Origin of the sequence: Oscillatoria sp. FACHB-1407, assembly GCF_014697545.1 — a bacterium.
Lineage (GTDB): Bacteria > Cyanobacteriota > Cyanobacteriia > Elainellales > Elainellaceae > FACHB-1407.
The window spans coordinates 46,081-68,548 of record NZ_JACJSA010000030.1 but is presented as its reverse complement, the minus strand read 5'-3'; the positions used below and the strand labels follow the sequence as shown (position 1 = coordinate 68,548).

At 49.2% G+C, this 22,468-nt stretch carries 21 protein-coding genes and 1 pseudogene; 13 read left to right on the top strand and 9 right to left on the bottom strand.

Features of this window, described 5'->3' with window-relative positions:
• A pseudogene (locus H6G89_RS31065) lies at positions 1 to 222 on the bottom strand (photosystem II q(b) protein); the annotation flags it as partial.
• Positions 223 to 623: 401 nt separating this feature from the next.
• Between H6G89_RS31065 and H6G89_RS31060 the strand changes: the two are divergent.
• Entirely contained in the window at positions 624 to 2,120 is a 1,497-nt protein-coding gene (locus H6G89_RS31060; protein ID WP_190513893.1) for an MBOAT family O-acyltransferase, read from the top strand.
• Between the two features lie 81 nt (positions 2,121 to 2,201).
• Positions 2,202 to 3,257 carry a potassium channel family protein gene (locus H6G89_RS31055; protein ID WP_190513892.1) on the top strand — a complete coding sequence of 352 codons (1,056 nt, stop codon included), beginning with the start codon at positions 2,202 to 2,204 and terminating at the stop codon, positions 3,255 to 3,257.
• Here H6G89_RS31055 and H6G89_RS31050 read toward each other — a convergent pair.
• Positions 3,254 to 4,732 carry a tetratricopeptide repeat protein gene (locus tag H6G89_RS31050; RefSeq protein WP_190513891.1) on the bottom strand — a complete coding sequence of 493 codons (1,479 nt, stop codon included), beginning with the start codon at positions 4,730 to 4,732 and terminating at the stop codon, positions 3,254 to 3,256. The two genes, H6G89_RS31055 and H6G89_RS31050, sit on opposite strands and share 4 nt — an antisense overlap.
• 473 nt (positions 4,733 to 5,205) lie before the next feature.
• Here H6G89_RS31050 and H6G89_RS31045 point away from each other — a divergent pair, with 473 nt between their 5' ends.
• The 9 genes from H6G89_RS31045 to H6G89_RS31005 all read left to right on the top strand — a co-directional run bounded on the left by H6G89_RS31045 (position 5,206) and on the right by H6G89_RS31005 (position 12,038).
• Complete coding sequence (locus tag H6G89_RS31045) at positions 5,206 to 5,574, top strand: 2Fe-2S iron-sulfur cluster-binding protein (protein ID WP_190513890.1); 369 nt, start codon at positions 5,206 to 5,208, stop codon at positions 5,572 to 5,574.
• Complete coding sequence (locus tag H6G89_RS31040) at positions 5,564 to 6,139, top strand: thermonuclease family protein (RefSeq protein WP_190513889.1); 576 nt, start codon at positions 5,564 to 5,566, stop codon at positions 6,137 to 6,139. Before H6G89_RS31045 ends, H6G89_RS31040 begins: the two co-directional genes overlap by 11 nt.
• A gap of 13 nt (positions 6,140 to 6,152) precedes the next feature.
• Complete coding sequence (locus tag H6G89_RS31035) at positions 6,153 to 6,980, top strand: inositol monophosphatase family protein (protein ID WP_190513888.1); 828 nt, start codon at positions 6,153 to 6,155, stop codon at positions 6,978 to 6,980.
• Between the two features lie 179 nt (positions 6,981 to 7,159).
• Positions 7,160 to 8,149, top strand: coding sequence for a J domain-containing protein (locus H6G89_RS31030; RefSeq protein ID WP_190513887.1), 990 nt, complete (start codon positions 7,160 to 7,162; stop codon positions 8,147 to 8,149).
• The gene (locus tag H6G89_RS31025; protein ID WP_190513886.1) at positions 8,149 to 9,378 is read left to right on the top strand and encodes an ATP phosphoribosyltransferase regulatory subunit; all 1,230 of its coding nucleotides are present in this window, start codon (positions 8,149 to 8,151) and stop codon (positions 9,376 to 9,378) included. Before H6G89_RS31030 ends, H6G89_RS31025 begins: the two co-directional genes overlap by 1 nt.
• A gap of 82 nt (positions 9,379 to 9,460) precedes the next feature.
• A complete protein-coding gene (locus tag H6G89_RS31020) occupies positions 9,461 to 9,688 on the top strand; it encodes an indolepyruvate ferredoxin oxidoreductase subunit alpha (RefSeq protein WP_190513885.1) in 228 nt (75 codons plus the stop codon).
• Positions 9,689 to 9,853: 165 nt separating this feature from the next.
• Positions 9,854 to 10,786, top strand: coding sequence for a S1C family serine protease (locus tag H6G89_RS31015; protein WP_190513884.1), 933 nt, complete (start codon positions 9,854 to 9,856; stop codon positions 10,784 to 10,786).
• Positions 10,783 to 11,391, top strand: coding sequence for a S1C family serine protease (locus H6G89_RS31010; protein ID WP_190513883.1), 609 nt, complete (start codon positions 10,783 to 10,785; stop codon positions 11,389 to 11,391). Before H6G89_RS31015 ends, H6G89_RS31010 begins: the two co-directional genes overlap by 4 nt.
• Positions 11,388 to 12,038, top strand: a complete 651-nt coding sequence (locus H6G89_RS31005; RefSeq protein WP_199337029.1) for a response regulator transcription factor — start codon at positions 11,388 to 11,390, stop codon at positions 12,036 to 12,038. The genes H6G89_RS31010 and H6G89_RS31005 overlap by 4 nt, the downstream gene beginning before the upstream one ends.
• A 302-nt stretch (positions 12,039 to 12,340) precedes the next feature.
• Here H6G89_RS31005 and H6G89_RS31000 read toward each other — a convergent pair whose 3' ends face one another.
• Positions 12,341 to 13,606: an aspartate aminotransferase family protein gene (locus tag H6G89_RS31000; protein WP_190513882.1), complete on the bottom strand. Its 1,266-nt coding sequence runs from the start codon at positions 13,604 to 13,606 to the stop codon at positions 12,341 to 12,343.
• A gap of 519 nt (positions 13,607 to 14,125) precedes the next feature.
• Between H6G89_RS31000 and H6G89_RS30995 the strand changes: the two genes are divergently transcribed.
• Complete coding sequence (locus H6G89_RS30995) at positions 14,126 to 15,748, top strand: DUF3747 domain-containing protein (protein ID WP_242060201.1); 1,623 nt, start codon at positions 14,126 to 14,128, stop codon at positions 15,746 to 15,748.
• 130 nt (positions 15,749 to 15,878) lie between these two features.
• Here H6G89_RS30995 and H6G89_RS30990 read toward each other — a convergent pair whose 3' ends face one another.
• The 6 genes from H6G89_RS30990 to hisF form a co-directional block, all read right to left on the bottom strand.
• Positions 15,879 to 16,226: an STAS domain-containing protein gene (locus tag H6G89_RS30990; RefSeq protein ID WP_190513881.1), complete on the bottom strand. Its 348-nt coding sequence runs from the start codon at positions 16,224 to 16,226 to the stop codon at positions 15,879 to 15,881.
• 403 nt (positions 16,227 to 16,629) lie between these two features.
• Entirely contained in the window at positions 16,630 to 17,874 is a 1,245-nt protein-coding gene (locus H6G89_RS30985) for a DUF445 domain-containing protein (protein ID WP_190513880.1), read from the bottom strand.
• 31 nt (positions 17,875 to 17,905) lie between these two features.
• Positions 17,906 to 18,616, bottom strand: coding sequence for a bifunctional demethylmenaquinone methyltransferase/2-methoxy-6-polyprenyl-1,4-benzoquinol methylase UbiE (gene ubiE, locus H6G89_RS30980; RefSeq protein ID WP_190513879.1), 711 nt, complete (start codon positions 18,614 to 18,616; stop codon positions 17,906 to 17,908).
• A 73-nt stretch (positions 18,617 to 18,689) separates the two neighbouring features.
• Complete coding sequence (locus tag H6G89_RS30975; protein ID WP_190513878.1) at positions 18,690 to 19,646, bottom strand: response regulator; 957 nt, start codon at positions 19,644 to 19,646, stop codon at positions 18,690 to 18,692.
• Between the two features lie 1,020 nt (positions 19,647 to 20,666).
• Positions 20,667 to 20,951, bottom strand: coding sequence for a hypothetical protein (locus H6G89_RS36310; protein WP_309230138.1), 285 nt, complete (start codon positions 20,949 to 20,951; stop codon positions 20,667 to 20,669).
• Between the two features lie 243 nt (positions 20,952 to 21,194).
• The gene (hisF, locus tag H6G89_RS30965) at positions 21,195 to 21,965 is read right to left on the bottom strand and encodes an imidazole glycerol phosphate synthase subunit HisF (protein WP_190513877.1); all 771 of its coding nucleotides are present in this window, start codon (positions 21,963 to 21,965) and stop codon (positions 21,195 to 21,197) included.
• A gap of 112 nt (positions 21,966 to 22,077) precedes the next feature.
• Between hisF and petP the strand changes: the two genes are divergently transcribed.
• Complete coding sequence (gene petP / locus H6G89_RS30960; protein ID WP_190513876.1) at positions 22,078 to 22,272, top strand: cytochrome b6f subunit PetP; 195 nt, start codon at positions 22,078 to 22,080, stop codon at positions 22,270 to 22,272.
• The last annotated feature ends 196 nt before the right edge of the window (positions 22,273 to 22,468 follow it).

The following is a 22,468-nucleotide window of genomic DNA, read 5'->3' as shown; positions in this document are numbered from 1 at the left end:
GCCATACATGAGAGAACCAGATACAGGCTCACGGATACCATCGATGTCTACAGGAGGTGCAGCAACGAAGGCAATGATGAAGCAGATGGTTGCAGCCAGCAGTGTGGGGATCATCAACACGCCGAACCAGCCTACATACAGGCGGTTGTCGGTGCTAGTAACCCACTGACAGAACTGCTCCCACAGATTTGCGCTCTCGCGCTTCTGAAGTACGGTTGTCATAGGTAATGAGTCCAGTGAAGTAATGAATTAAAAAATGTATGCGCAAGTAAACCTTACGTAACAATTAATATAATGGCTCTCAGGTTTTTTTTCAAGAATGTTTACGAAGTTTTGTAAACTTTTTGAGGGTTCGGCTGTAGCCAAATCTGGCAGTAAGGCATGAAAGCCTTATTTTTAAACGATTTGGCGTGATGGAGCAACGTTACAATTCGCAACTATAACAGAGCTAGCTTCATTTCTAAGGGTTCGCTCTGATGGTTTTAAGCAATCTAGCTTAATAATGAGCAGCGTCAGATGAGGCCTGCTCTTTGATGTGTAAATTCTGGAGGATTGTGATCGATCAGGGGTGTAGAGTGTAAGATTCCTGCAAGCTTCGTTTAATCTTCCCGTCTCAGCTAGGCATGGCGTTTCTATCAATTATTTATGGGCTGTTTTTGCTCAGTGTGCTGGGTGTGTATTGGTCTGTCGAGAGGCGATCGCTCAAACTGGGCATCCTCTTGCTTGCCAGCCTCGTTTTCTACAGTTCCTTACAAATTCAGTACATCCCGTTGTTGCTCGTGATGATGTTCATCACGTTTCGCTTAGGTATTGCGCTGAGTGCTCCGGTGGACTGGCGCATTGAGAACGAGAATTGGGAATTTGCTCAACAGGATTGGGGACGTCGCCGCCTCAAACTGTTAATTGTTGGAATTGTCCTCAATGTTCTATTACTGCTGGGGTTTAAGTACGTTCCTTTTTTGCTGTCATCTGTAGGAGTACTGTTTCAACTGCCTGCGATGCAGGCGAACGCGGAGTGGGTCGGTCAGCAACTAATTGCCCCGTTGGGAATCAGCTTCTTCTGTTTTGAGTGTATTGCTTATTTAATTGATGTCTATCGCGGTGCCCCAGCAACTTATGATTTGCTGAAGTTTTCAGCCTATAAGCTGTTTTTTGCCAAGTTGATTTCAGGTCCAATTACTCGCTTTCATCCTTTAGCGGCTCAATTTCAAAGCCTACAGTTTCCAGCCGCTGCTCAGATTGTTGAAGGATTGTGGTTGATCGCCTCCGGTGCAGTTAAGAAACTTCTGCTAGCAGATCATTTGGCGACCCTGGTTAATCTCAGTTTTGACAATTTAGAGCGGGCGGGCAGTGGCGACTTATGGTTAGCAACCTTTGCCTATGGTCTACAGCTTTACCTGGACTTTAGTGGGTATGTGGATGTAGCTCGTGGCAGTGCGTTGCTGTTGGGAATTGAGTTACCGCAAAACTTTAACTTTCCCTATTTGACAACCAGTATTGCTGATTTTTGGCGACGATGGCACATGACCCTGGGGGACTGGTTGCGGAATTACCTCTATTTCCCATTGGGTGGGTCGCGTCAAGGATTGGTGAGAACTTGCCTGAACCTGTTGATTGTCATGCTGATTGCAGGTATTTGGCATGGAGCCGCTTGGGGGTTTGTGGTGTGGGGGGGATTACACGGTCTATTTTTGGTGATTCATCGGTTGACCGATTCCCTATCGAACCAGTGGACACCTTTAAAGCAATTTTGGAAGACTGTTCCAGGAGTTGCGATCGCCTGGTTAGTGACTCAAGTCAGCGTCTTCTTTGCCTGGATTTTCTTTCGCTTGCCTGACTTCCGGGATTCAGGGTTGATGGTGCAACGCCTCTGGGGGCATGTAGGAGACATCCAGTTTGCCCAGAAGATTTACGTGGAAACGTTGAATATGGAGCGATCGCACATTGCGGTCTTGTTAGCGGGTGTGATGGTGGCGATGGGAATTGCTTATACGATTCAGCGAGGGTTTAAGTTGCAACTGAATCTCCCCATTAAGATTGTGCTGGTGCCGATTTGTCTATTTGCAGCCTGGTTATTGGCACCCAATGAGATGCCCCCCTACATCTATTTCGACTTCTGATGTAAGTTCGCCTTCTAATACAGATGCAGGTTTGAGATACAGCTATGTTTAGGATTACCCCCTGCTGATGAGCATTTCTGTATGCATCAATCGTTCCGCCGCATTCTCTTTGGCACGCTTGTCTTTTCCCTCACGATCATCATTGCAGTAGCAGGTTACATGATGGCAGGGTGGTCGCTCCTGGATGCCGTCTATATGGTGGTGATTACAGTGTTTGGGGTGGGCTATGGCGAGGTTAGACCAATTGTCTCTCCTGCGTTGAGAGTGTTTACCATTTTGGTGATTGTGGCAGGAACGTCATCAGCGGTGTATATCGTGGGGGGATTCATTCAAATGGTGACAGAGGGTGAAATTAATCGGGCACTGGATGCGAGACGAATGATGCGAGAGATTGAAACGCTGCAACAGCATGTGGTGATTTGTGGCTTTGGGCGCATGGGACAGATTCTGTCACGCCAAATGCGAGAGACGGGGCAGTCATTTGTCGTCATTGATAACAATGTCGATCGCATTGCTGAAGCTGAGACACTTGGCTATCTGGTGTTGACGGGGGATGCAACCGATGAAGTAGTGCTAGAGACAGCGGGAATTCGTCGTGCCAAGGTATTGGCAACTGTCTTGTCAGAAGATGCGTTGAATGTGTTTATCACGCTGACCGCACGGGGGTTGAATCCAAGTTTAGTGATCTTGGCGCGAGGTGAGTTCCCCAGCACAGAGAAGAAACTAAAACAGGCAGGAGCCGATCATGTCGTTCTCCCAGCAGCGATCGGGGCATTGCGGATGGCGCACATGATTACCCATCCCGCTGCACTCGATCTGCTCGACCCGAATGATGGGCGTAGCAATTTGAATGAGTTGTTAGCTCAGATTGATGTGCAGATTGATGAACTTGCTATTGCTAAAGGCTCACCCCTCATTGGGGGGATTATCAGCGACCTTGAAATTCAGGGTAAGGGGACGTTTATCGTTGTGGCATTGCGTCGAGCCGATGGCAGAAACATCATCCATCCCGAGCATCAAACCCCTTTGCTAGAGGGAGATACGGTGATCGTGATGGGGCATCGCGGAGATATTCCACGGTTTGCTGAATACTATCGGCTGCGACGACAAACCCGGTATCGAGGGGTTAAGTTCTAACGCAATCGGTTGATTTCAGCCAGGGCGTTGCGATAGCCCTGAGCAGAACCCATTTGCATGTAGAGTTCGGCAGCACGACGAAAATCTTCCAGTGCAGACTGGCGGTTGCCAAGCTCTGCCCGTAGCAACCCACGATTGTAATGGGCATCGGCATCGTTGGGGTTCATCTCGATCGCCCGACTGTAATCAGAGAGTGCCCCTTGCGGATCGCCCAATTCTGAACGAATGTCGCCGCGTTCGCTAAAGGCTTGAGCATTCCCAGGGTTAAAGGAAATGGCACGGGTGAGATCTTGATCAGCTCCACTCGTGTCTCCTAAAGCAACCCTGGCATCGGCACGAGCCGAGTAAGCCTCAGCATAATCAGAGCGGATTTCTAAGGCATTACTGTAGTCCTCGATCGCCTCACGATAGTTCTCACTATCCGCTAATAAATCGCCACGGTGTTTATATGCCTCTGCGTAATCGGGGTCAATGGCGATCGCTTGATTGAAGTCACTCAGAGCATTCTCAGTGTTGCCAAGAGAAGCCTGAACCACACCCCGACTGAAGTAGGCTTGAGCGTAGTCAGGTTGCAACTCGATCGCCTGGCTGAAATCATCCACGGCGCGTTGACGATTGCCCAAGGTACTGAGAATAAAACCCCGGTTAAAATAGGCGACCGCTGAGTCGTCGTTAAAACGTACTGCCTGGTTGAAGTCTTCGAGGGCAGCTTCACGGTTTCCTAGTGTGAATTGAGTGCTGCCTCGATTGAGGTAAGCTGCGGCGTAGTTAGGGCGAATTTCAACCGCGCGATCAAAATCCGCGATCGCCCCCTGAGGGTCGGATTGGGCAGCGCGAATTACCCCACGATGTAGATAGGCTTCGGCGTAGTCGGGCTTGAGTTGAATCGCTTGATTAAAGTCAGTTGTGGCACTGTCTTGATTGCCCCCGTTGTAGTGCAACACACCGCGATAGAAATAGGCAGCCGCATTATTAGTATTGCTTGCGATCGCCTGGTCAAAATCTGCCATTGCTTGAGCACTGTCGCCTAAACTGTAGTGCGCTACGCCCCGATGGAAATAGGCATCCATAGCGGTTGGGTCAAGCTCTAGAGCCTGGTTGTAATCTGCGATCGCCCCTGCCTGGTCACCTGTTGCTGCCCGTGCTACACCACGATAGAGATAGGCGTTTGCCAAGGAGGGATTGGCTCTAATCGCTTCATCAAAATCCGCGATCGCATCGTTATAATCTCGCTCTTCCAGGTTTTCAACGCCATCGGCGTAGGCTTCTGTTGCCTGTGCTGCCGTCGCGTCTGTTGGAGTGGTTGTTGGCAAAGGTGCCTCTGCTTCAGGTGCTACTGGTGAAGTAGCTTCTGGTGCCGTTGACTCCGACGGAGATGCTTCTGGCAAAGGGTTCTGCGCTGTTGCGATGCTCGGTGCTCCTATTAGAGTCACTGCAATGCCGAGTGTGGTTATGACCCCGTTAATGATTCTCATAGCTCCAACCCTAGATCCGACCTTATTAACGCTGTGGATAATCCCAAAATCCTGGTGGGAATACCGTAACCAATGCTGTAAAGCATTGATGAATTTTCTCCTCAAAGGGTTCCCCCTTTGCAGCCAGATTTTAACCGTTAAATCGAGGATTGAACGAAAAATTCTTAAATCTGAAGCATCAGGAGAAGGGTATGGATGATGAGGAATAAAAGAAAGCAAACAGCGATTGGGATGAACCAAGGAAGAAGAGATAGTACCAGGCACACAAAGAACCAACTATAACCAACTATAAAAATGCGCCAAGAAGGTTCCAATCGTTTCCAGGCTGGGCGCGTTTTGTAAAGGAGTCGCTGTGCCTGGAATAGTTTCGTAGGCGCAGATACCACTCAAATCCTTTATCCTGGTATTTGCAGTCCTACAAGGTGATCCGTTTTGGTGGGGTTGCGAGGCATTGGATCACCCACACATTGACTATGACTGATGTTTACACTGTAAAAATTTGCGATCGCCGTACTGACACTCTTTCTGTCATTCAAGTCCCTTCAGATCGCTACATTCTGCAAACGGCTGAGCAGCAAGGAGTCGAGCTACCGTTTTCCTGTCGGAATGGTGCTTGTACTAGTTGTGCGGTGCGTATCATCTCAGGTGAGATTTACCAACCGGAGGCGATGGGTCTCTCCCGTGAGCTACAGGCAGAGGGATACGCCCTGTTATGTGTCAGCTACCCCCGCTCTGATCTAGAAGTTGCAACTCAAGATGAAGATGAAGTGTACGAGCTGCAATTTGGGCGTTATTTTGGGAAGGGTAAGGTGCGTAAAGGATTGCCACTCGATGAAGAGTAGGGGCTTGAGTGGGCTGTGGGCACGGCGAATCTGGGTCATCGTGAGTTTAGTTATCTTTTTGTGGGGATGCCAACCTGCCAGCCTTTTTGGAGGAGATGCCTCATTGCGTCCTGGCTCCATGTCAGTACGGGTGGCGCGGGTGGTGAGTGGTCAAACGATTGAAGTGATCAACCCTGCCAACCAGCAAGCCGAACGAGTTCGTCTGTTGGGTATTGAGACGCCTGCCCAGAAGCAGGAACCCTGGTATAGTCAGGCGAAAGAGCGATTGCAAACTCTGTTGGGCGATGACTCGGTGGTGATTTTAGAAACCGATGTGGAGCCAGAAGCTGCTACTGATAGTGGTTCAGTGCTTAAATTAGCCTACGTCTGGAAAAATGGAGTGCTGTTGAATGAACAGCTTGTTGCAGAAGGGGTTGTACTAGCGTCATCGCGATCGCCCAATTTGCGATATGAACAGCGGCTCATCAACGCCCAGGAGAAAGCCCGGCTTATGGGGATTGGCATCTGGAACGCAGAGCATCCCATGCGACAGATGCCGCAAGAATTTCGCACCACTGACCCATAAAAGTATTTTTTCTATGACGTCTCTTTCACCCGACCACCTGCACCCATTTCTGGACATTGCCACCGAAGCAGCATTGACTGGAGGAGCCATTCTACAAAGCTATTGGGGAAAGCTAGACAATATTATTGAGAAGGGACGACCCGGTGATTTGGTGACAGAAGCGGATAAAGCCGCAGAACATGCCATTCTCACTGTTATTAAACGCCACTTTCCGGGGCATGCTATCTTAGCAGAAGAATCAGGGCGATCAGGTGATGCCACTGCAACCTACCTCTGGGCGATCGACCCCTTAGATGGAACCACCAATTTTGCCCATCAGTATCCTTTTTACGCGGTGTCCATCGGCTTGTTAATTGAGGGTATCCCGCAAGTAGGCGTTGTCTACAATCCGTCTCTTCAAGAGCTGTTTCGGGCTGCCAAGGGTTTGGGTGCAACTCGCAATCGTCAACCTATCCGTGTTTCTACCACTTCAGAACTCAGTAAGAGTTTATTAGTGACAGGGTTCGCTTACGATCGCCGCGAAACTTCCGACAATAATTACGCTGAATTTTGTCATCTCACCCATTTAACTCAAGGGGTGCGGCGAGGTGGCTCTGCCTCAATGGATCTGGCTTATGTCGCTTGCGGACGTCTGGATGGCTATTGGGAACGGGGGCTATCTCCCTGGGATATGGCAGCAGGTGTCGTTTTAGTTGAAGAAGCGGGTGGGGTGGTAACGGCTTACGACAACAGTCCGTTTGTGCTGCAATCGGGTCGCATTTTAGCTACCAATGGACACATTCACACGGCTCTCAGCCATACCTTAGGGCAGATTAAACCTTTAGCATTTACCCCTCTGTGAGCTCGATTTTGGGATTCAATTTGAGGCAGTGTTTACAAAAATCTACTCTCTATTCGGGGAATCCCCGATTGACAATAGAGCCATATTCCTTGTGAAACTCTGACAAACATCTGTCCGAAAGGGTTCTACAGAAAGTACACTAGATAGAATTACAGTGACAGCTAAGCGAGATACGCAGAATGTCATTCAAAATTGAGCTAGGACTCTTTAATCTAGACTGCACCGACTACCACGCAATTTTGGGAGTCCCGGTGAATGCTGATCCCGGGGATATTCGTAAGCAGTATCTCAAGATTGCACGTCGCCTGCACCCTGACAGCTATGCAACTGAAAGTGAGGAAGACCGTAAGCGGGCGGCTGAGATTCTCTCAAAACTGGTGAATCCAGCCTACGAAAAACTCTCAAACAAAGAGAATTATACGGATCACCTCCTGCTCGTCAAACTCAAAGGACAGCAAGCGGCTCGGCAGCAAGATACGGTTATGTTGGTGAGTGAGTCGGCACGACGCTTGGCCAGTGCTCGTGGGGATATTGAGCAACCCTACCGGGTGGCAATGAAAGAGTTGGCGGCAAAACAATATGAACACCTGGATCAGACGTTGGAGTTGACCGGGCAAATCAGCGAGTTGAATCTGATTTACCTGATGAAAACAACAGGTGATGATCGACGACCAATTCCAAGGAGCTATGAAGATCCTAGTAAAAAGCAAGATGGGCCACCGCCACCACCACCGCCACCAGGGCCACCACCCAGACGAGAAACTCGCGACTTAATTGAAGGGTATTACCGACGAGGCAAGGAGTTTTGGGGAAAAGGAAATTCCACAGGTGCCATCAAAGAAATCCGAGATGGGCTAGAGCTTGCTAATAAAACTCCTGAATGCACTGATCTTGCCAGTGATGGTCATGCATTTTTAGGGCAGATTTATCTCCAGGGCAAACAACCCACGATGGCAAAGGTTCACTTCAATCAGGCATTCAAACTGAACTCAAGTAATGAGTTGGCTCGAACAGGTTTGCAGGCACTTGACCCCAACTGGAAAGCTCCTGGTGAACAAGCCAGTGGAAGTGCCACGAAGGGAGCTAAACCCAATCCCAAGGGTGGAAAGCCCAACACCTCATCTGGAGGAGGCTTATTTGGTGGTTTATTTGGCGGGAAAAAGAAATAATGGTGTATCAACCTCCAGTCGGAGCCAGAGATCTATTGCCTCTGGATGTGGCTCAGAAACGCTGGATTGAAGATCGGTTACAAAATGTCTTTCATCGCTGGGGTTATCACCGCATCATCACGTCAACTCTGGAGCGGATGGATACACTAATGGCGGGTGGGGCGGTGCAACAATCTACTGTGATTCAGTTGCAGGAGATTGAAAACGAGGCGTTGGGGTTACGTCCAGAATTGACGGCTTCGATCGCTCGTGCGGCTGTAACTCGAATGGCAGGAGCGACCTTACCCCAACGGTTGTACTACAACGCCAATGTGTTTCGTCGTGCAGCTAAGGGAAGCCACACTTCTCAGCAGGAGTTTTATCAAGCGGGGGTGGAGTTAATTGGTGGTGGCGGTGTGGTCGCTGATGCGGAAGTCTTGCTGCTGCTGAGCGATTGCATGAATTCCCTAGAGCTTGACTCGTGGTATCTGATCCTGGGTGAGGCGGGACTGACACGATCGCTCCTGTCTGCCTTTCCAGAAAGTGTGCGGGAGCAGGTGCGGGGGGCGATCGCCACACTCGATCGGCTGTCGCTGGAAACCTTGCCATTGTCGGATGAGTTACGGGAGCGGGCCCTGTTGCTGTTTGACTTGCGGGGTCGTCCAGCGGATGTGTTGCAACGGGTTTCAAAACTGGATTTAGACGCGACTCAACGAAACGCTGTCAATAATCTAAAGTCTTTGATTGAGCTGTTGGAGGAAACATCTGCCGCTCAAGCCCGTCCAACGCCTCCGCTGATTCTCGACTTGAGCCTGATCCAAACGCTGGACTACTACACGGGCATTGTGTTTGAAGTGATCAGTGGCTCAGCAGGACAGCGAGTGTTAGGTCAGGGTGGACGCTATGACCAGTTATTGGGGCTATATCATCCCCAGGGTGAAACTCATCCCGGTATTGGCTTTGTCTTCAATATCGAAGAGCTACACCAAACGCTGTTGCCAACCGGACGGTTACCTCTTGATACGCCTCCCAGCCATTGGTTGGTTGTGCCGATAACCCCCCAGGCACAGGCTGCGGCGTTTGCCTATGCTCACAAAATTCGAGAGTCTACTAATCTAGTGCGAGTTGAGGTGGATCTCAGCCATCATCCTGATGCTGAAACGACTAGAGCCTATGCCCAACGTCGCAACATCAGCCAAATTGCCTGGATTCAGGCAGACGGTCAGCCTGAAATCGAGCAAATTGGCTAACCGGGTGAAGATGAGATGAAACTGATAGGCTAGAAGAAGCCATCGTTGGCTACTCCTGTCGATTGTTTGAGAGAAGAACACCGTGCCCCATACGATTGTTACAAATACATGCGAAGGCGTTGCCGACTGTGTAGACGCTTGCCCGGTTGCCTGCATTCATGAGGGTCCAGGCAAAAACACGAAGGGAACCGATTGGTACTGGATTGATTTTGCGACCTGCATCGACTGTGGTATCTGTTTGCAAGTCTGCCCTGTAGAAGGGGCGATCGTTCCTGAAGAACGACCTGAATTGCAGAACACACCGAAATAACGTGTAGGGGCGCGATGCATCGCGCCCCTACACGTTATTTCTCCTAGCCATTTTTCCGGGATGGGATCTGCCCATTTCTCTGATGTTGAACCTCCTGACCAATTGTCATTCTAAAAGTAAGGAAATCGCATGGTTTCCGGCAATGAAAGCGTCAGGAGAACAAACATGCCCCTTACAACTGAATCATCCAGTGCCTTATTGGCGTTTTCAAATGGATTGGCGGAGGCGATCGCCCATGCTGCTCCAGTCGTAGTTGCGGTCAATGCCCGACACCGCATGGCATCTAGCGGCATCCACTGGCGATCGGGCTATGTGGTAACTGCCGATCACACCGTCAAGCGAGAAGACGACATTACTGTGACGCTATCCGATGGGCGCATGCTTCCGGCACAGCTTGTAGCACGCGATAGCGGCACCGATCTAGCCATCCTGCAAATTCAGGAAACCAATCTGCCCACAGCGGAACTGGCAGATGCAGCCTCTCTGAAAGTGGGACATATCGTGTTGGCGATTGCCCGCTCTAATGAAGGCAACACCAGTGCCTGTATGGGGGTGGTCAGTGCCCTGAGTGGAACCTGGCGATCGTGGCATGGTGGACAGATCGACCAGTTCATTCGCCCCGACATCACACCCTACCCCGGCTTTGCGGGCAGTCCCCTTGTCACCGTTCAAGGAGAAATCATTGGCATTAATACAGCGGGTCCGCGTGGAGCCATTCTGACGATTCCTGCCAGCACGATTGATCGCGTCGTCAACCAGCTTTTGCAAAAGGGACGGATTGCACGCGGATATCTGGGCTTGGGAATGCAACCCGTTCAATTGCCCAAAACCCTGCAAGAGACTCTGGGCTTGTCCCACGACGGGGGTGTGATTGTGGTCAGCGTTGAACCCGATGCCCCTGCCGATCGCGCAGGTGTGTTGATTGGCGATATTTTGGTCGCGTTAGACCAAACTCCAATCCGCGATGTCCGTGATGTGCACACCATGCTTGACCCCGATCGCGTCGGCAAACCCCTGACGGCTCAAATTGTTCGGGGAGGGACGTTAACCGAAATCACCATTACCGTGGGCGAGCGTCCCCTGAAGGAGGCGCGATGAACCTCAGTGCTAACCATCAGGCGATCGCTCAGGCGTTGAGTGAAGTCACAGAATCCCTTCGTTGCTCAACGGTGCAAGTGCGGGGACGACGATGGGGTGCAGGGTCGGGTGTGATCTGGCACGTCTCACCGCTCAATCAGTCCAGCACGATCATCACCAATGCCCATGTCATCCGAGGATCAACTGCCGTTGTTGAGTTGTGGGATGGTCGTAGTTTGGAAGCAGCGGTCGTTGCTCGTGACCCAGAACGCGATCTCGCGGCTCTCACCGTTGAGGCGGCCGTCACCCCTGTTGTTATTGGGGACTCTGAGCATTTGCGGGTGGGGGAATTGGTGCTTGCGGTCGGCAACCCCTGGGGCGTGAGTGGGGCATTAACCACGGGAATTGTTCACACGATTTGCCCTTCAGATCACTATGGCTGGATTCGAGCGGATGTTCGGTTGGCACCCGGCAATTCAGGTGGTCCGTTGGCAAACGCACAGGGTGAGGTGATTGGCATCAACAGTATGATTATCAATGGGTTGGCGATCGCCATTCCCAGTCACGCCGTAAATCAATTTCTGAAGACAGTTTTAGTGAACTCAGCCCAGGTTGATGTTGCATGATCTCGACAGTGAGGGTTTTGATTGCAGCGAACTCAGCGATCGCCCGTGTGGGTCTAGAGACAGTGTTGGCGCAAAGTGCGGTGTTAACAATAGTGGGGAGTGTGACACATCGTGATCTGGCTGAGCAGTTGGATGCGCTGCAACCGGATGTCGTGCTGATGGAGCTAGAGTTGCAGGAGGATGAAACCCTAACGGCTCTGCCAGCTTTAGAACGCGAGATGGCTCTGCCAGCGATCGTCGTTCTGGTGGATAACGTCCAGAGTTCCTGGGTGAGCGATCTGCTGCAATCGGGCATCCAGGGCATTTTGCCCGCCGAAGCAACCGCAGATGAGATCACCACCGCGATCGAGGCTGTAGCCACAGGGTTAATCGTCCTGCATCCAGAATTTTTGGGGTCACTGCCGATGACTCCAACCTCACCGCGATCATCACTTCCCTCAGCGACGAATCAACCCCTGACTCCCCGTGAAATTGAGGTGCTGAGCATGTTAGCCGAAGGGCTGGGCAATAAGGCGATCGCCCGTCGGCTAACGATTTCAGAACACACGGTTAAATTTCACATCAGCTCTATTTTCAATAAACTGGGTGCCTCTAGTCGCACTGAAGCTGTGACGCTGGGGGCACGTCAGGGGTTGATTTTGTTGTGAGTTAATGGTTAATGGTTAATGGTCAATAGTCAGTGGTCAGTGGTTAGTGGTCAATAGTCAATAGTCAGTGGTCAGTGGTCAATGGTTAGTGGTTCATCGACTACAAACCTCAACTATTGACTATCAACTATCAACTATTGACTGTTGACCATCAACTATTGACTGTTGACCATCAACTATTGACCATCAACTATTGACTATCAACTATTGACCATTGACTATCAACTATTGACTATCAACTATTGACCATTGACTATCAACTACTGACTACTGACCATTGACTATCAACTACTGACTACTGACTACCCTAATGCCGCCAATGCCCGTTCGATCGCCTGCAATGCCCCGTCGATTTCGGCTTCGTTGACAATCAACGGAGGCACAAAGCGCACGACCTTTGGACCCGCAGGCACGAGCAATAAGCCGTCATCCATTGCTGCTTTCACGATCTGGCTAGACGTGAGTTCGATGTCAGAATTCAAAACCAATCCGTTGATCAGACCCCATCCCCGCACTTCCGTGATCAGGTTGGGATACTTCTGAGCGATCGCCTTGAGTCCACTTCTCAACTGCTCACCCCGTTGTCGCACATTCTCTAACAGGTTGTCTTGCTCCAGGGTTTGGCAAACTTTGAGCGCAACACCGCAGGCAAAGGGATTGCCGCCAAAGGTGCTGGCGTGATCTCCCGGTTGAAATACATCACAGAAGGATTTGCACAGCATCGCCCCAATGGGAATGCCACCACCTAATCCTTTCGCAGAGGTGAAGATATCGGGTTCAATCCCCAAATTCTCATACCCCCACTGGTGTCCCGTACGTCCCATTCCCACTTGAACTTCATCCAGAATCAGCAGGATGCCTTTTTCATCACAGATCTGACGCACCCGTTGGAAGTAAGCCACATCCCCCGGACGCACACCCCCTTCACCCTGCAATGGCTCCAGCATGATCGCGGCAACGTGACGACTGGGGGTATCCAATAGGGCGATCGCCTCTTCAATGGCTGTAATGTCGTTGTAGGGGACGTAGTGGAACCCCGGCATCAACGGATCAAAGTTCTTTTGATATTTCGGTTGCCCCGTTGCGGTGATCGTTGCCAGAGTGCGACCGTGGAAGCTGGCATGAGCCGTCAAAATCACCGGACTCTCAATCTTGAGAACGGTGTGAGCGTACTTTCGCGCTAATTTGATGGCTCCCTCGTTTGCCTCCGCCCCAGAGTTACAGAAGAAGGCGCGATCGGCGCAGGAGTGTTCAATCAGCCACTTCGCCAGATCTCCCTGCTCTCGAATGTAGTAGAGATTAGAAACGTGGTGCAGTTTTTGAATTTGCTGGGTGACTGCCTCAATCATGGCAGGGTGAGCATGACCGAGGGTGCAAGTGGCGATGCCAGCGACAAAATCCAGGTATTCTCGCCCTTCAGCATCCCAAACTCGACACCCCAAGCCTCGCTCTAAAGTCAATGGAAAACGGGCATAGGTTGCCATGACATGGGCGTCAAATTCTGCCGAGTCATAGGGCGATGTGGGAGCAGTCAAGTTTGGAAGTTGGACGAGCGTTTCTGGACTCACAGGCTTCTCCTTAAGATTAAAGAATCTTGCTAAACAGGCAGGACTTTAGAGGCAGTAACTAACCTATCAAATAGTGCTAAGAATCAATCCGAAGACTCCTTGTGTAGTGTGGGCAATGCCCACCTTACCTAAGTTTCAAAAACCATGCTTGGAGGTTCTCGGATAGGCTCTAACACCGATCTTTTCTTTATAAACTGATTGCGAAAGAAATGAGGGGCTGATGATCAGTCACATAATTTACAAATTTCATATTAGGGCAGATTTCTAGAAGCCTGGGGAAATTTTTATGACTTTCATGGGTTAAGTCATGAAATATCAACATTAATAAATCTCCTGTGAGCAATCTCTGAGCCGGATTTTTTGCTTGGGATGAATTGGGCTGAAGTACCCATTCGTCCTAATTTCAATCAGGTCTGTTGTGCCAGTTAAGGAAGCTGAATAACCCTCGCAACTCCCAATGTTCCGGTTCGTCGTGGATAACAACGAACGATACATTAGCGACTTAGATAGGCATTAACGATGAAAGGTGGAGTTGGGTTGCGGCTGGGTTTATTAGCCGCTGTTGGAGTTGGGCTGAGTGGTTTTTGGGAACCTGCTGCCGCCGTGAGATTTGAGCAGCGGGAAGTGGATCAGAGCCGATTAGTGGCGATCGCTGCTCCAGTGGGCGGTACATCTCATCAACTGCTGATTTTGGAGCAGTTAAATAATCGTCGCGCCTGTTGGAATGAGACAGGCAACGGTCCGACGACAATCGATCCAGTGTTGCTGAATTTTGACTTTACTGGAATCTGTAATCGCAGCACTGATAGCAACGGTTACTCGCTGCGGGTGGGCAATGAGGATTTAGGCTTGCAATATAGCCTGCGGGTGGTGCGTCAGGGAGATGATCTGGTGCTGATGGCAGTGTCCCATCGCGGCAACACTCCTCCGCTCGAAATCGGGAGAACTCATGGTTACACCAATGGCTTTGCCCGGATTGAGCTAAATCCGGGGTGGCGCATGACGAAGCGGGTCTATAACAACCAAACTCTGCCTCACATCTACTTAACGCACAATCAAGATTTGCCGACGCTGATCGCTTCTGCATCTGGAAACGGTGGTGTGCCGACTCCGGTTGTCCGTCCTCCTGCCCCTGTGACACCTCCAGTTGCGACTCGACCCAGCCCAGCACTGCCCCCAACCACCGTGTCTCCCACTCCACCTGAGAATCTGCCAACCGTGCCCGTATCTGGAACACCGATTGCCCGTCCTACGTTGCCTCCATCAACGCCAACACCCAATCGTCCTCCAGTCACCTCGCCTCAACCTTCGACCTCCACCGTGAGTTATCGAGTTGTGGTGGAGGCAGAGACGATCGTACAGCAAGACCAGGTTCGGGCGATCGCTCCCGGAGCCTTCCGCACTCTAGTGAATGGTCAGGCCGTGATGCAAGCGGGACTGTTTCGTAATCGTGACACTGCCGATGCTCTAGAACGGCAACTGCGAGCCGCGAATCTGCAAGCGATGGTGATTCCTGTTGCCGGATGGACTCCCCCTACCAATCCACAACCGTTGCCACCCATCGCAAACCCCGGCACCCCGAACCCACAAACCCCGATCGCTCGACGAGTAGTCGTCATTGATCCTGGACATGGGGGTCGAGATCCAGGGGCGATTGGCATTGGCGGTATTCAAGAAAAAGAAATCGTGTTGGCGATCGCTCAAGAAGTGGCAAGTTTACTGGAGCGGCAAGGAGTCCAGGCCGTGATGACCCGTCGCGACGATCGCACTCTCGATCTGGAACCACGGGTCACCTTTGCCGAACGTGCCAATGCTGATTTATTCGTCAGCATTCATGCCAATGCCACTGCCAGTGGTTCAAATGCCAATGGTGCCGAAACTTATTATTCATCTGGGGCAGGGCGACAACTGGCACAAGCCATCCAATCCAACCTGATTCAAGCTACTGGAATGAATGATCGGGGGGTCAAACAAGCCCGGTTTTACGTCCTGACTCAAACCTCTATGCCTGCCGCACTGGTAGAAGTCGGTTTTGTCACAGGACAGCAAGACGTACGCCGATTAAGCAGCCCTACTTCTCGTAGCCAGATTGCGGGAGCCATCACAGATGGCATCTTGCAATATATTCAGCAAAGTGAGTAGGTAGGGAAACGATCCTAGAGCTAGGCAGGTTTCTGTTAGGGCTTTCAGTCAAAGAGGGATGTGGGAGGAGGGAGATGGTGGGTTTCGCTCTCATCGAGAATGGTCGCGATCGCCACCTCAATCTCTTCTGTTAAGGAACGGCATCTACCTGAGCTGTGCGAAGCTGTTCGATCGCTTGCTGAAACTCAACTGCTGTCTCGTAAATCTCAAATACTCGCTCCATATTGGTCATCTCAAAGAGCATACGAGCTTGACCCGTTAGACCGCACACGCCCAGTTTGCCCCCTGCCTCTAAGACCATTCCTCGGGCAGTAATCAGGGCTGTTAAACCGATGCTGTCCATGAACAATACATTTTTTAGATTGATGAGTAAATGATTGCGATTCTTTTCTAGACAGTCACGAATCCAATTTAATAAATCAGGAGCATTCGCAGAACTTAGGATGCGTGTGGGAAGAAAAACATTTATGGTAGACATCAAAACAAGTCCTGATTGAGGTTGATAAGTGATACCAAATTGCAGCAAAACTGTACCAAAAGGATCAAGCTTTTGTTTGATGAAACAACACTAATAGACTTTCAAGATGTATTTTTCTTGAGAGTTAGAAGAAGTTTATGTAGTGCTTAAGAAGTACAGTTTATCTAAGCAAAATTAGCACCGTAAGCGTTAGAGGAATATTTTTGAGGAACAGTTGATACACCTGAATCTTGTTGAAATAGGCTAAAGCTATTCTGGCGAACCTGCAATTACTCTGGTGAATAAGGACAGATTATCTCGCTCTTATTAGCCTACATGAGGGGAGATGAGGAATCATGTGTAGATCTACGTTTTGTGATCATAACCATGACAAGACCAGACCGCATTTTCACTGAATCAAAAATTAGGAAACTGGGCTTCCTCGTAACGCTAATCCAACAACCTGGAGTAAACCAATGAAAAATCCCAGCACTCCTCCTAGATTGACGATCGCTTGTAACTCACTTCGCACAATTTCTTGAATAGCAGCCTCCAAATCTTGAGGAGAGGTCGCTTTAACGCGATCAATAATCACTTGATCTAGATTCATAATGGGAATTGCTTTTGCAACGATCGCCTCTAAATCTCGTTCTAAATATCGCTCCAATATTAAAGCTAACTCCTGGCTGACTGGCTCTAGAGAATCTGCAACAGCGGTAGAGTTGCGCAGTCGGTTTAGAAGTAAGTTAGAAAAGTGATCCCAATCAACGGAATTGCTTAAACCTTGAAGTACTTCAGTGCCTCGCATTTGGATGTAACCCCGCACGGCGTCTCGCATTGTTTTACGAAGTTGGCGAACCGTGGAGACAGGCAAATTTTGTAGAGAAATATTTTGAAGGACTTCTTTTAATCGCTCCTGAATTTGCAGCGATCGAATTAACTCGGCTAAGACTGCATTACTCGCTTCTGGTTCATCTAAACAATAGGTTCTCAAGCGAATCAACGTGTTTCTCAAACCAAAGAGATTGGCAACAACCCAATAAGTTCCGCTGGTTTTTTCACGAAAGCCCTCATCGATAATTTGAATGTTGCGATCGGTCAAAAAGTTGACGAGGGATTGTCGCAACACATCCGGTGGTAAAACAGCTTTAAGTAACCAGTCTGACAATTGATTGGCTTGAGCATCTGTTAATTGCAACTCTAATAAAACCTGATCAAAGACTTGGTTGAGTTGTGCTTCTAAAAAATCTTCTCGTCTCGCCCAAACTTTGATCAATCGGGGTAAGGATTGCCCTAAGAAATCCTGCAAAATTCCTGCTAAGATCCTGGCGGTTTTTTGTTGGTTATCCTCTTTGACTTGCTCGATCGCCAACTTGAGTAGCCACAGAATTGCCGCTTGCATCCGATCGGTTGCTAATAATCGGCGTGCCAAATTTTGCAGTTCTGCGGGAGTCAAGAGAGACCCCATAATGGCATTAGAAATGCGTTGCGCTAACCGTTCTTGATTACTGGGAATCAAACCCGGTGTGAAGGGAAGTTTGCGCTTGCCAATGTAGATCGCTTTATAGGGGCGAAACAACATTCGAATGGCAATGTCATTGGTGAAATAGCCAATGATGCCACCGATAACTGGAGGAGCAATAAGTGACCAGAGGGTAAAGAGATCCAAAGCAGGTGAACTTTTAAAAGATTGACCTTTTCTATTGTGATTTAGTTGCTACTAAGATGCCCATCATATCTCCCGCGATCGCGTAGTGTTTAACAGTTTGAAATCCAGCTTGTTTTGCCAGTTGCACTTGCTCAGATCCCTGTGGAAAACGATCAAGACTGGGGCTAATGTAGGCATATTCTTCAGTTAGTCCAAACTGTTGAGCCATCGGTACGACAACGGTTTGTAAATACCATTGTTGAAATGAGCGAAGGGAGGGATTTTGGGGGCGATGAAAATCTAAAATCGCCACCGTTGCGTTAGGTTTGAGAACTCGCCACAATTCTTTTAAGCTGGCTAAAATATCCGTGACATTCCGTAGCCCATAACCCATCGTGGCAGCATCAAAGTAGTTGTCGTCAAAGGGTAAATGAAGAGCATCTGCTTCAACCCAGGAAATACGGAGAGGTTGAACACTGTTTTGAGTTTTGTCTTGGGCGATCGCCAACTGAGCCGCCGCAAAATCAACCCCAAACACCTGTCCCTGTTGCCCAACCCGACGAGCTAAAAGCCTCGCCAAATCTCCACTACCGCAACATACATCCAGACAGGTCGCACCAGAGTAGGCACCGCTCCACTTCACCGCCATTTGTTTCCAAACGCGATGTTGCCCCAGACTAAGCCAATCGTTGAACTGGTCATAGACAGGAGCAATCCGATTAAATAATGCCTGAATCTGATCTGAAGTTGGGTCTAAAGCCATCTGCACGTTGCCGATTGATCACTCTTTAACCCTATCTTACGAAGTGGTGTCGTTGTCACACCATAAATCTCTGTTACGTCAGGGAAGTTGTGTGACGAGCACACGCGATCGCCAGTGCAACTTGCTGAGCACACAGATGTAACAGCGTTAATTCATTGTCTTGTAAAGCGCAGGGGCACTGCCATTGCAGCGACAACACCGCTAACACCTCATGTTGAAAAGTAATTGGAATAATGAGATGGGCCTGAACTCCTGCATCACTATAATGCTGAACCTTCACCAGATCTTGGTCAGAAGGCACATTGACTGAGACTTGCATTTTTTGGGAGGCGATCGCTTCTTTAACCAGCGGGTCTTGATCCAACCAGTTTTTCATATCGGGATCAATACTGTAGACACCTTGAGCGATCCCCAGGGTATTTCCTTCCACGATTTGTAAAATGCAACTAGCCGCACCAAAGGTTTCGCCAAATGCTGTGGCGATCGGTTCTAACCAGGATTCCAACCGATTGGACTGTTGTGTGACCTGCACAATCGTACTGAGCAACATTGTTTGAGCCTGTGCTCGACGCAATTCCTCGCTGCGTTGCTTGAACAACTCATAGGTTTCAGCGGCTCGCTTCACCACCATTTTGAGTTCGCTAGGATCCCAGGGTTTGGTGATGTATTTGTAAACCTGTCCTGAGTTGATAGCTTCTACCAAATCTTCGACATCTGTAAAGCCAGTCAGAATGATCCGCATCGTGTTGGGAAACTGAGGCACGGTTTTGCTCAAAAACTCTGTGCCTTTCATCTCTGGCATTCGTTGATCGGAAATAATAACCGCAACCTCACCTTCGGTTGCCAGCATCTCTAAAGCGATAATACCGCTTTCAGCTCTGAGCACCTGAAAATCGCGTCGAAATGTACGATACAAAAGGTCTAAATTGTCTGGCTCATCATCTACGACCAGCATTTTAGGTTTTTTAGGACGCTCCAGGCTCATCAATTGGCGGTTGATGCTCTCAAGCTCTGGATTGGCGGTATCCATCAACGATTTCTCCTTCAAATCAAAACGGTAGTTGAGCTATCGGGGGCAGGAGGATAAGTGCAAAGTAATAATGTTTGGCTTCTTTTAGTTTCTTCTCAGTTCAGTTTGGGGAGCGGTTGGTTTTGTTCACCCAAGCGTTTATTTGAGCCAGATCTGGAACTATCAAGAGGCTTGGAATTGCTTTTTCTAAAAACCAGGAGGCTATGGGGAGTGACTCCGTAATGTACCTACTCCTTTTCAAACATCGATTCCTGTCAAAATACCCTCTTAAACGTTGAAATTAGAGCCTGGCGATTGAATAAATAACTTGTTCAAACCGAGTTGAGACTGATCAGGACATAGCTCAACTTTAAGACGGCTCTCAAAGTTAAAGCAGATGTAAATCTGCCTTCATCTGTTGAAACCAGTCCGAATTGATAGCTACCTCATGCTTTGGAACTATCTCATCCGGGAGCCTCGGCATACTGCTCTGATCCCTGCGCTAAGGGTTGAACCCTATTTGGAAATGTGAATTAAATAACATGGGCATATTCCTTGCTGCACGGGTTTGGCATTGCCAAACCCCTCCACAAAAATTGCATTTTATTCAATTCCTAATCCTAGGGGGATCGAGTTTATCTGCATTAGCCCTTGCTTATAGCTGTCACCGATTCAGGTTAGAACAAAAGATTTTAGGAATTTGCCTCAGTTCAGGAATTCACATCCTGCGCTAGCTGACCCTTGAAGAAAGGAGATCATTTCCTGATGCAATGGATCGATTAAGCCCTGATGGAGGTGATAAAAGAGCCCACTCCTACGAAAGTTGCGCCACCCTGACCATTCTTCATATCTATCAAGCTGGGGATACTGTCCCAAAATCTATTAGTTCTAACGGAGATGACGATAGCGATAAGACTCAGTAAATGTATAGAACTACGGAAACATTATGTTGTAATTATAACCTTAGCATCGAGTTAACTAGTACTTCTAAAGTTGACCGATGGCAAACCTTATCTAACCCAATGTGAGTATCTCGTTATCTTAAATTCGAGACGACAGAGCTGGCGGGTTAGGATTTGAGTCAATCCAATCCTCCGACCACCAATCGTCCGATGACGACCACTCTGAGGAATCGACAAGCTGACTGTAAACAGAAAATTGCTGCGCAGCCTGGGTCATGTAGCCGACATAATGACTCATTAAGAAATAAACGGCCATCATGGCAGCCGCTGCTACTGACACTAAAAAACCTGCCAGCATCAGGGAAAATTCACGGCTTTGAATTGCTTCTTGCATCAGGTGTAATGCCCAAGCAACAAGAGCCACAACCACGAGCAAAATAAAGATCATTTTTAAATGGTCTGTAACCAATTGTAATATTTACAATTGTAACAGCTTCTCAGGGAAAGTGTCGTGATTTATTCCTGAACTCTTAAGAAAGAGATTTTTTTGACTCTCCTATTCACTGGAGGGGTAGAGGAGTGGAGGAGCGACCGACTTACCTTCCAGCCATCCCTCTACTCCTCTAATCATCTACATCTCTCCTGCCAAATTCACCGTGGTGCAGTACTAGGTCATTCGGACAGGAATGTTGTGATCGGTCAGATGATGCTTGATTTCAGCTACGGTGAGTTGTCCGTAGTGTAGTAAGGACGCGAGAAGAGCGGCTTCGGCTCTGCCTTCGGTTAGGGCAGCGCGAATGTGGTCACAATTGCCTGCGCCACCAGAGGCAATTACGGGGATCTGGACCCGTTCAGCGATCGCCCGTGTCAATTCCAGGTCATATCCGGCCTGTGTACCATCTGCATCCATACTGGTGACGAGCAACTCTCCGGCACCACGTTGCTCAACTTCTACAGCCCACTCGATTGCGTCAATTCCGGTGTTTTCGCGTCCTCCGCGAACATACACATCCCATCCGGGGTTATCTGAATCCGTGCGGCGACGGGCATCGATCGCCACTACGATGCACTGCTTGCCAAAGCGATCGCTGGCTCGATTGAGCAAATCGGGGTCACGAACAGCGGCTGAGTTAATGCTGACTTTATCGGCTCCGGCTCTTAACAATTTTTTAATCGTTTCTAAGGATTGGATGCCCCCACCAACGGTTAAAGGGATAAAAACTTGCTCGGCAGTGCGATAGACCACATCAAAGATGATGTCGCGATCTTCATGGGTCGCCGTGATGTCTAAGAATACTAATTCATCTGCCCCTGCCTGGTTGTATGCCTGTGCCAACTCAACTGGATCGCCTGCATCGCGTAAATCGACGAAATTGACTCCTTTGACTACCCGCCCTGCCTTGACATCTAAACAGGGCAAAATTCGTTTTGCTAGCATGGCTGATTGTTTTGTGGCTGAATTTATCTGCAAGTTCTCAGAATAACTCAAACAACGCCAAGACACTGATACACTGAGTTTTGGTTTTATCAGTTGATTGCAAAGAATAACGATGGAAATCGGTCAAAAAGTCCGTGTGCGGCGGTTGCGCGATCGCTCCCCTCAGTCAGTGATTGATAAGCTGGGTCAGGTTGGAGTTGTTCAGGGTTTCAAAGTATTAGACGGCAAGAATATTGGCATGATTGTGCAGTTTGAGGATAAGTTTGCCACCTGGTTCTTTGAAGATGAGTTGGAAACTGCCTCCTGATCATCTCGATCGACGTTGTTAGTCACTCATCCATCAGTCAATGGTCAGCAGTCACTGGTCAATGGTTAATCGTCAGAGCGATAACTCGGCAACCGTTGATGCTGGTTGACCGTTGACTTTTACCCTTCTGCCTCCTGTCCTTATGTCTTGTGCAGTTCATACCCGCTCTAGATACAAATTCTGAGAAGCGACCGAT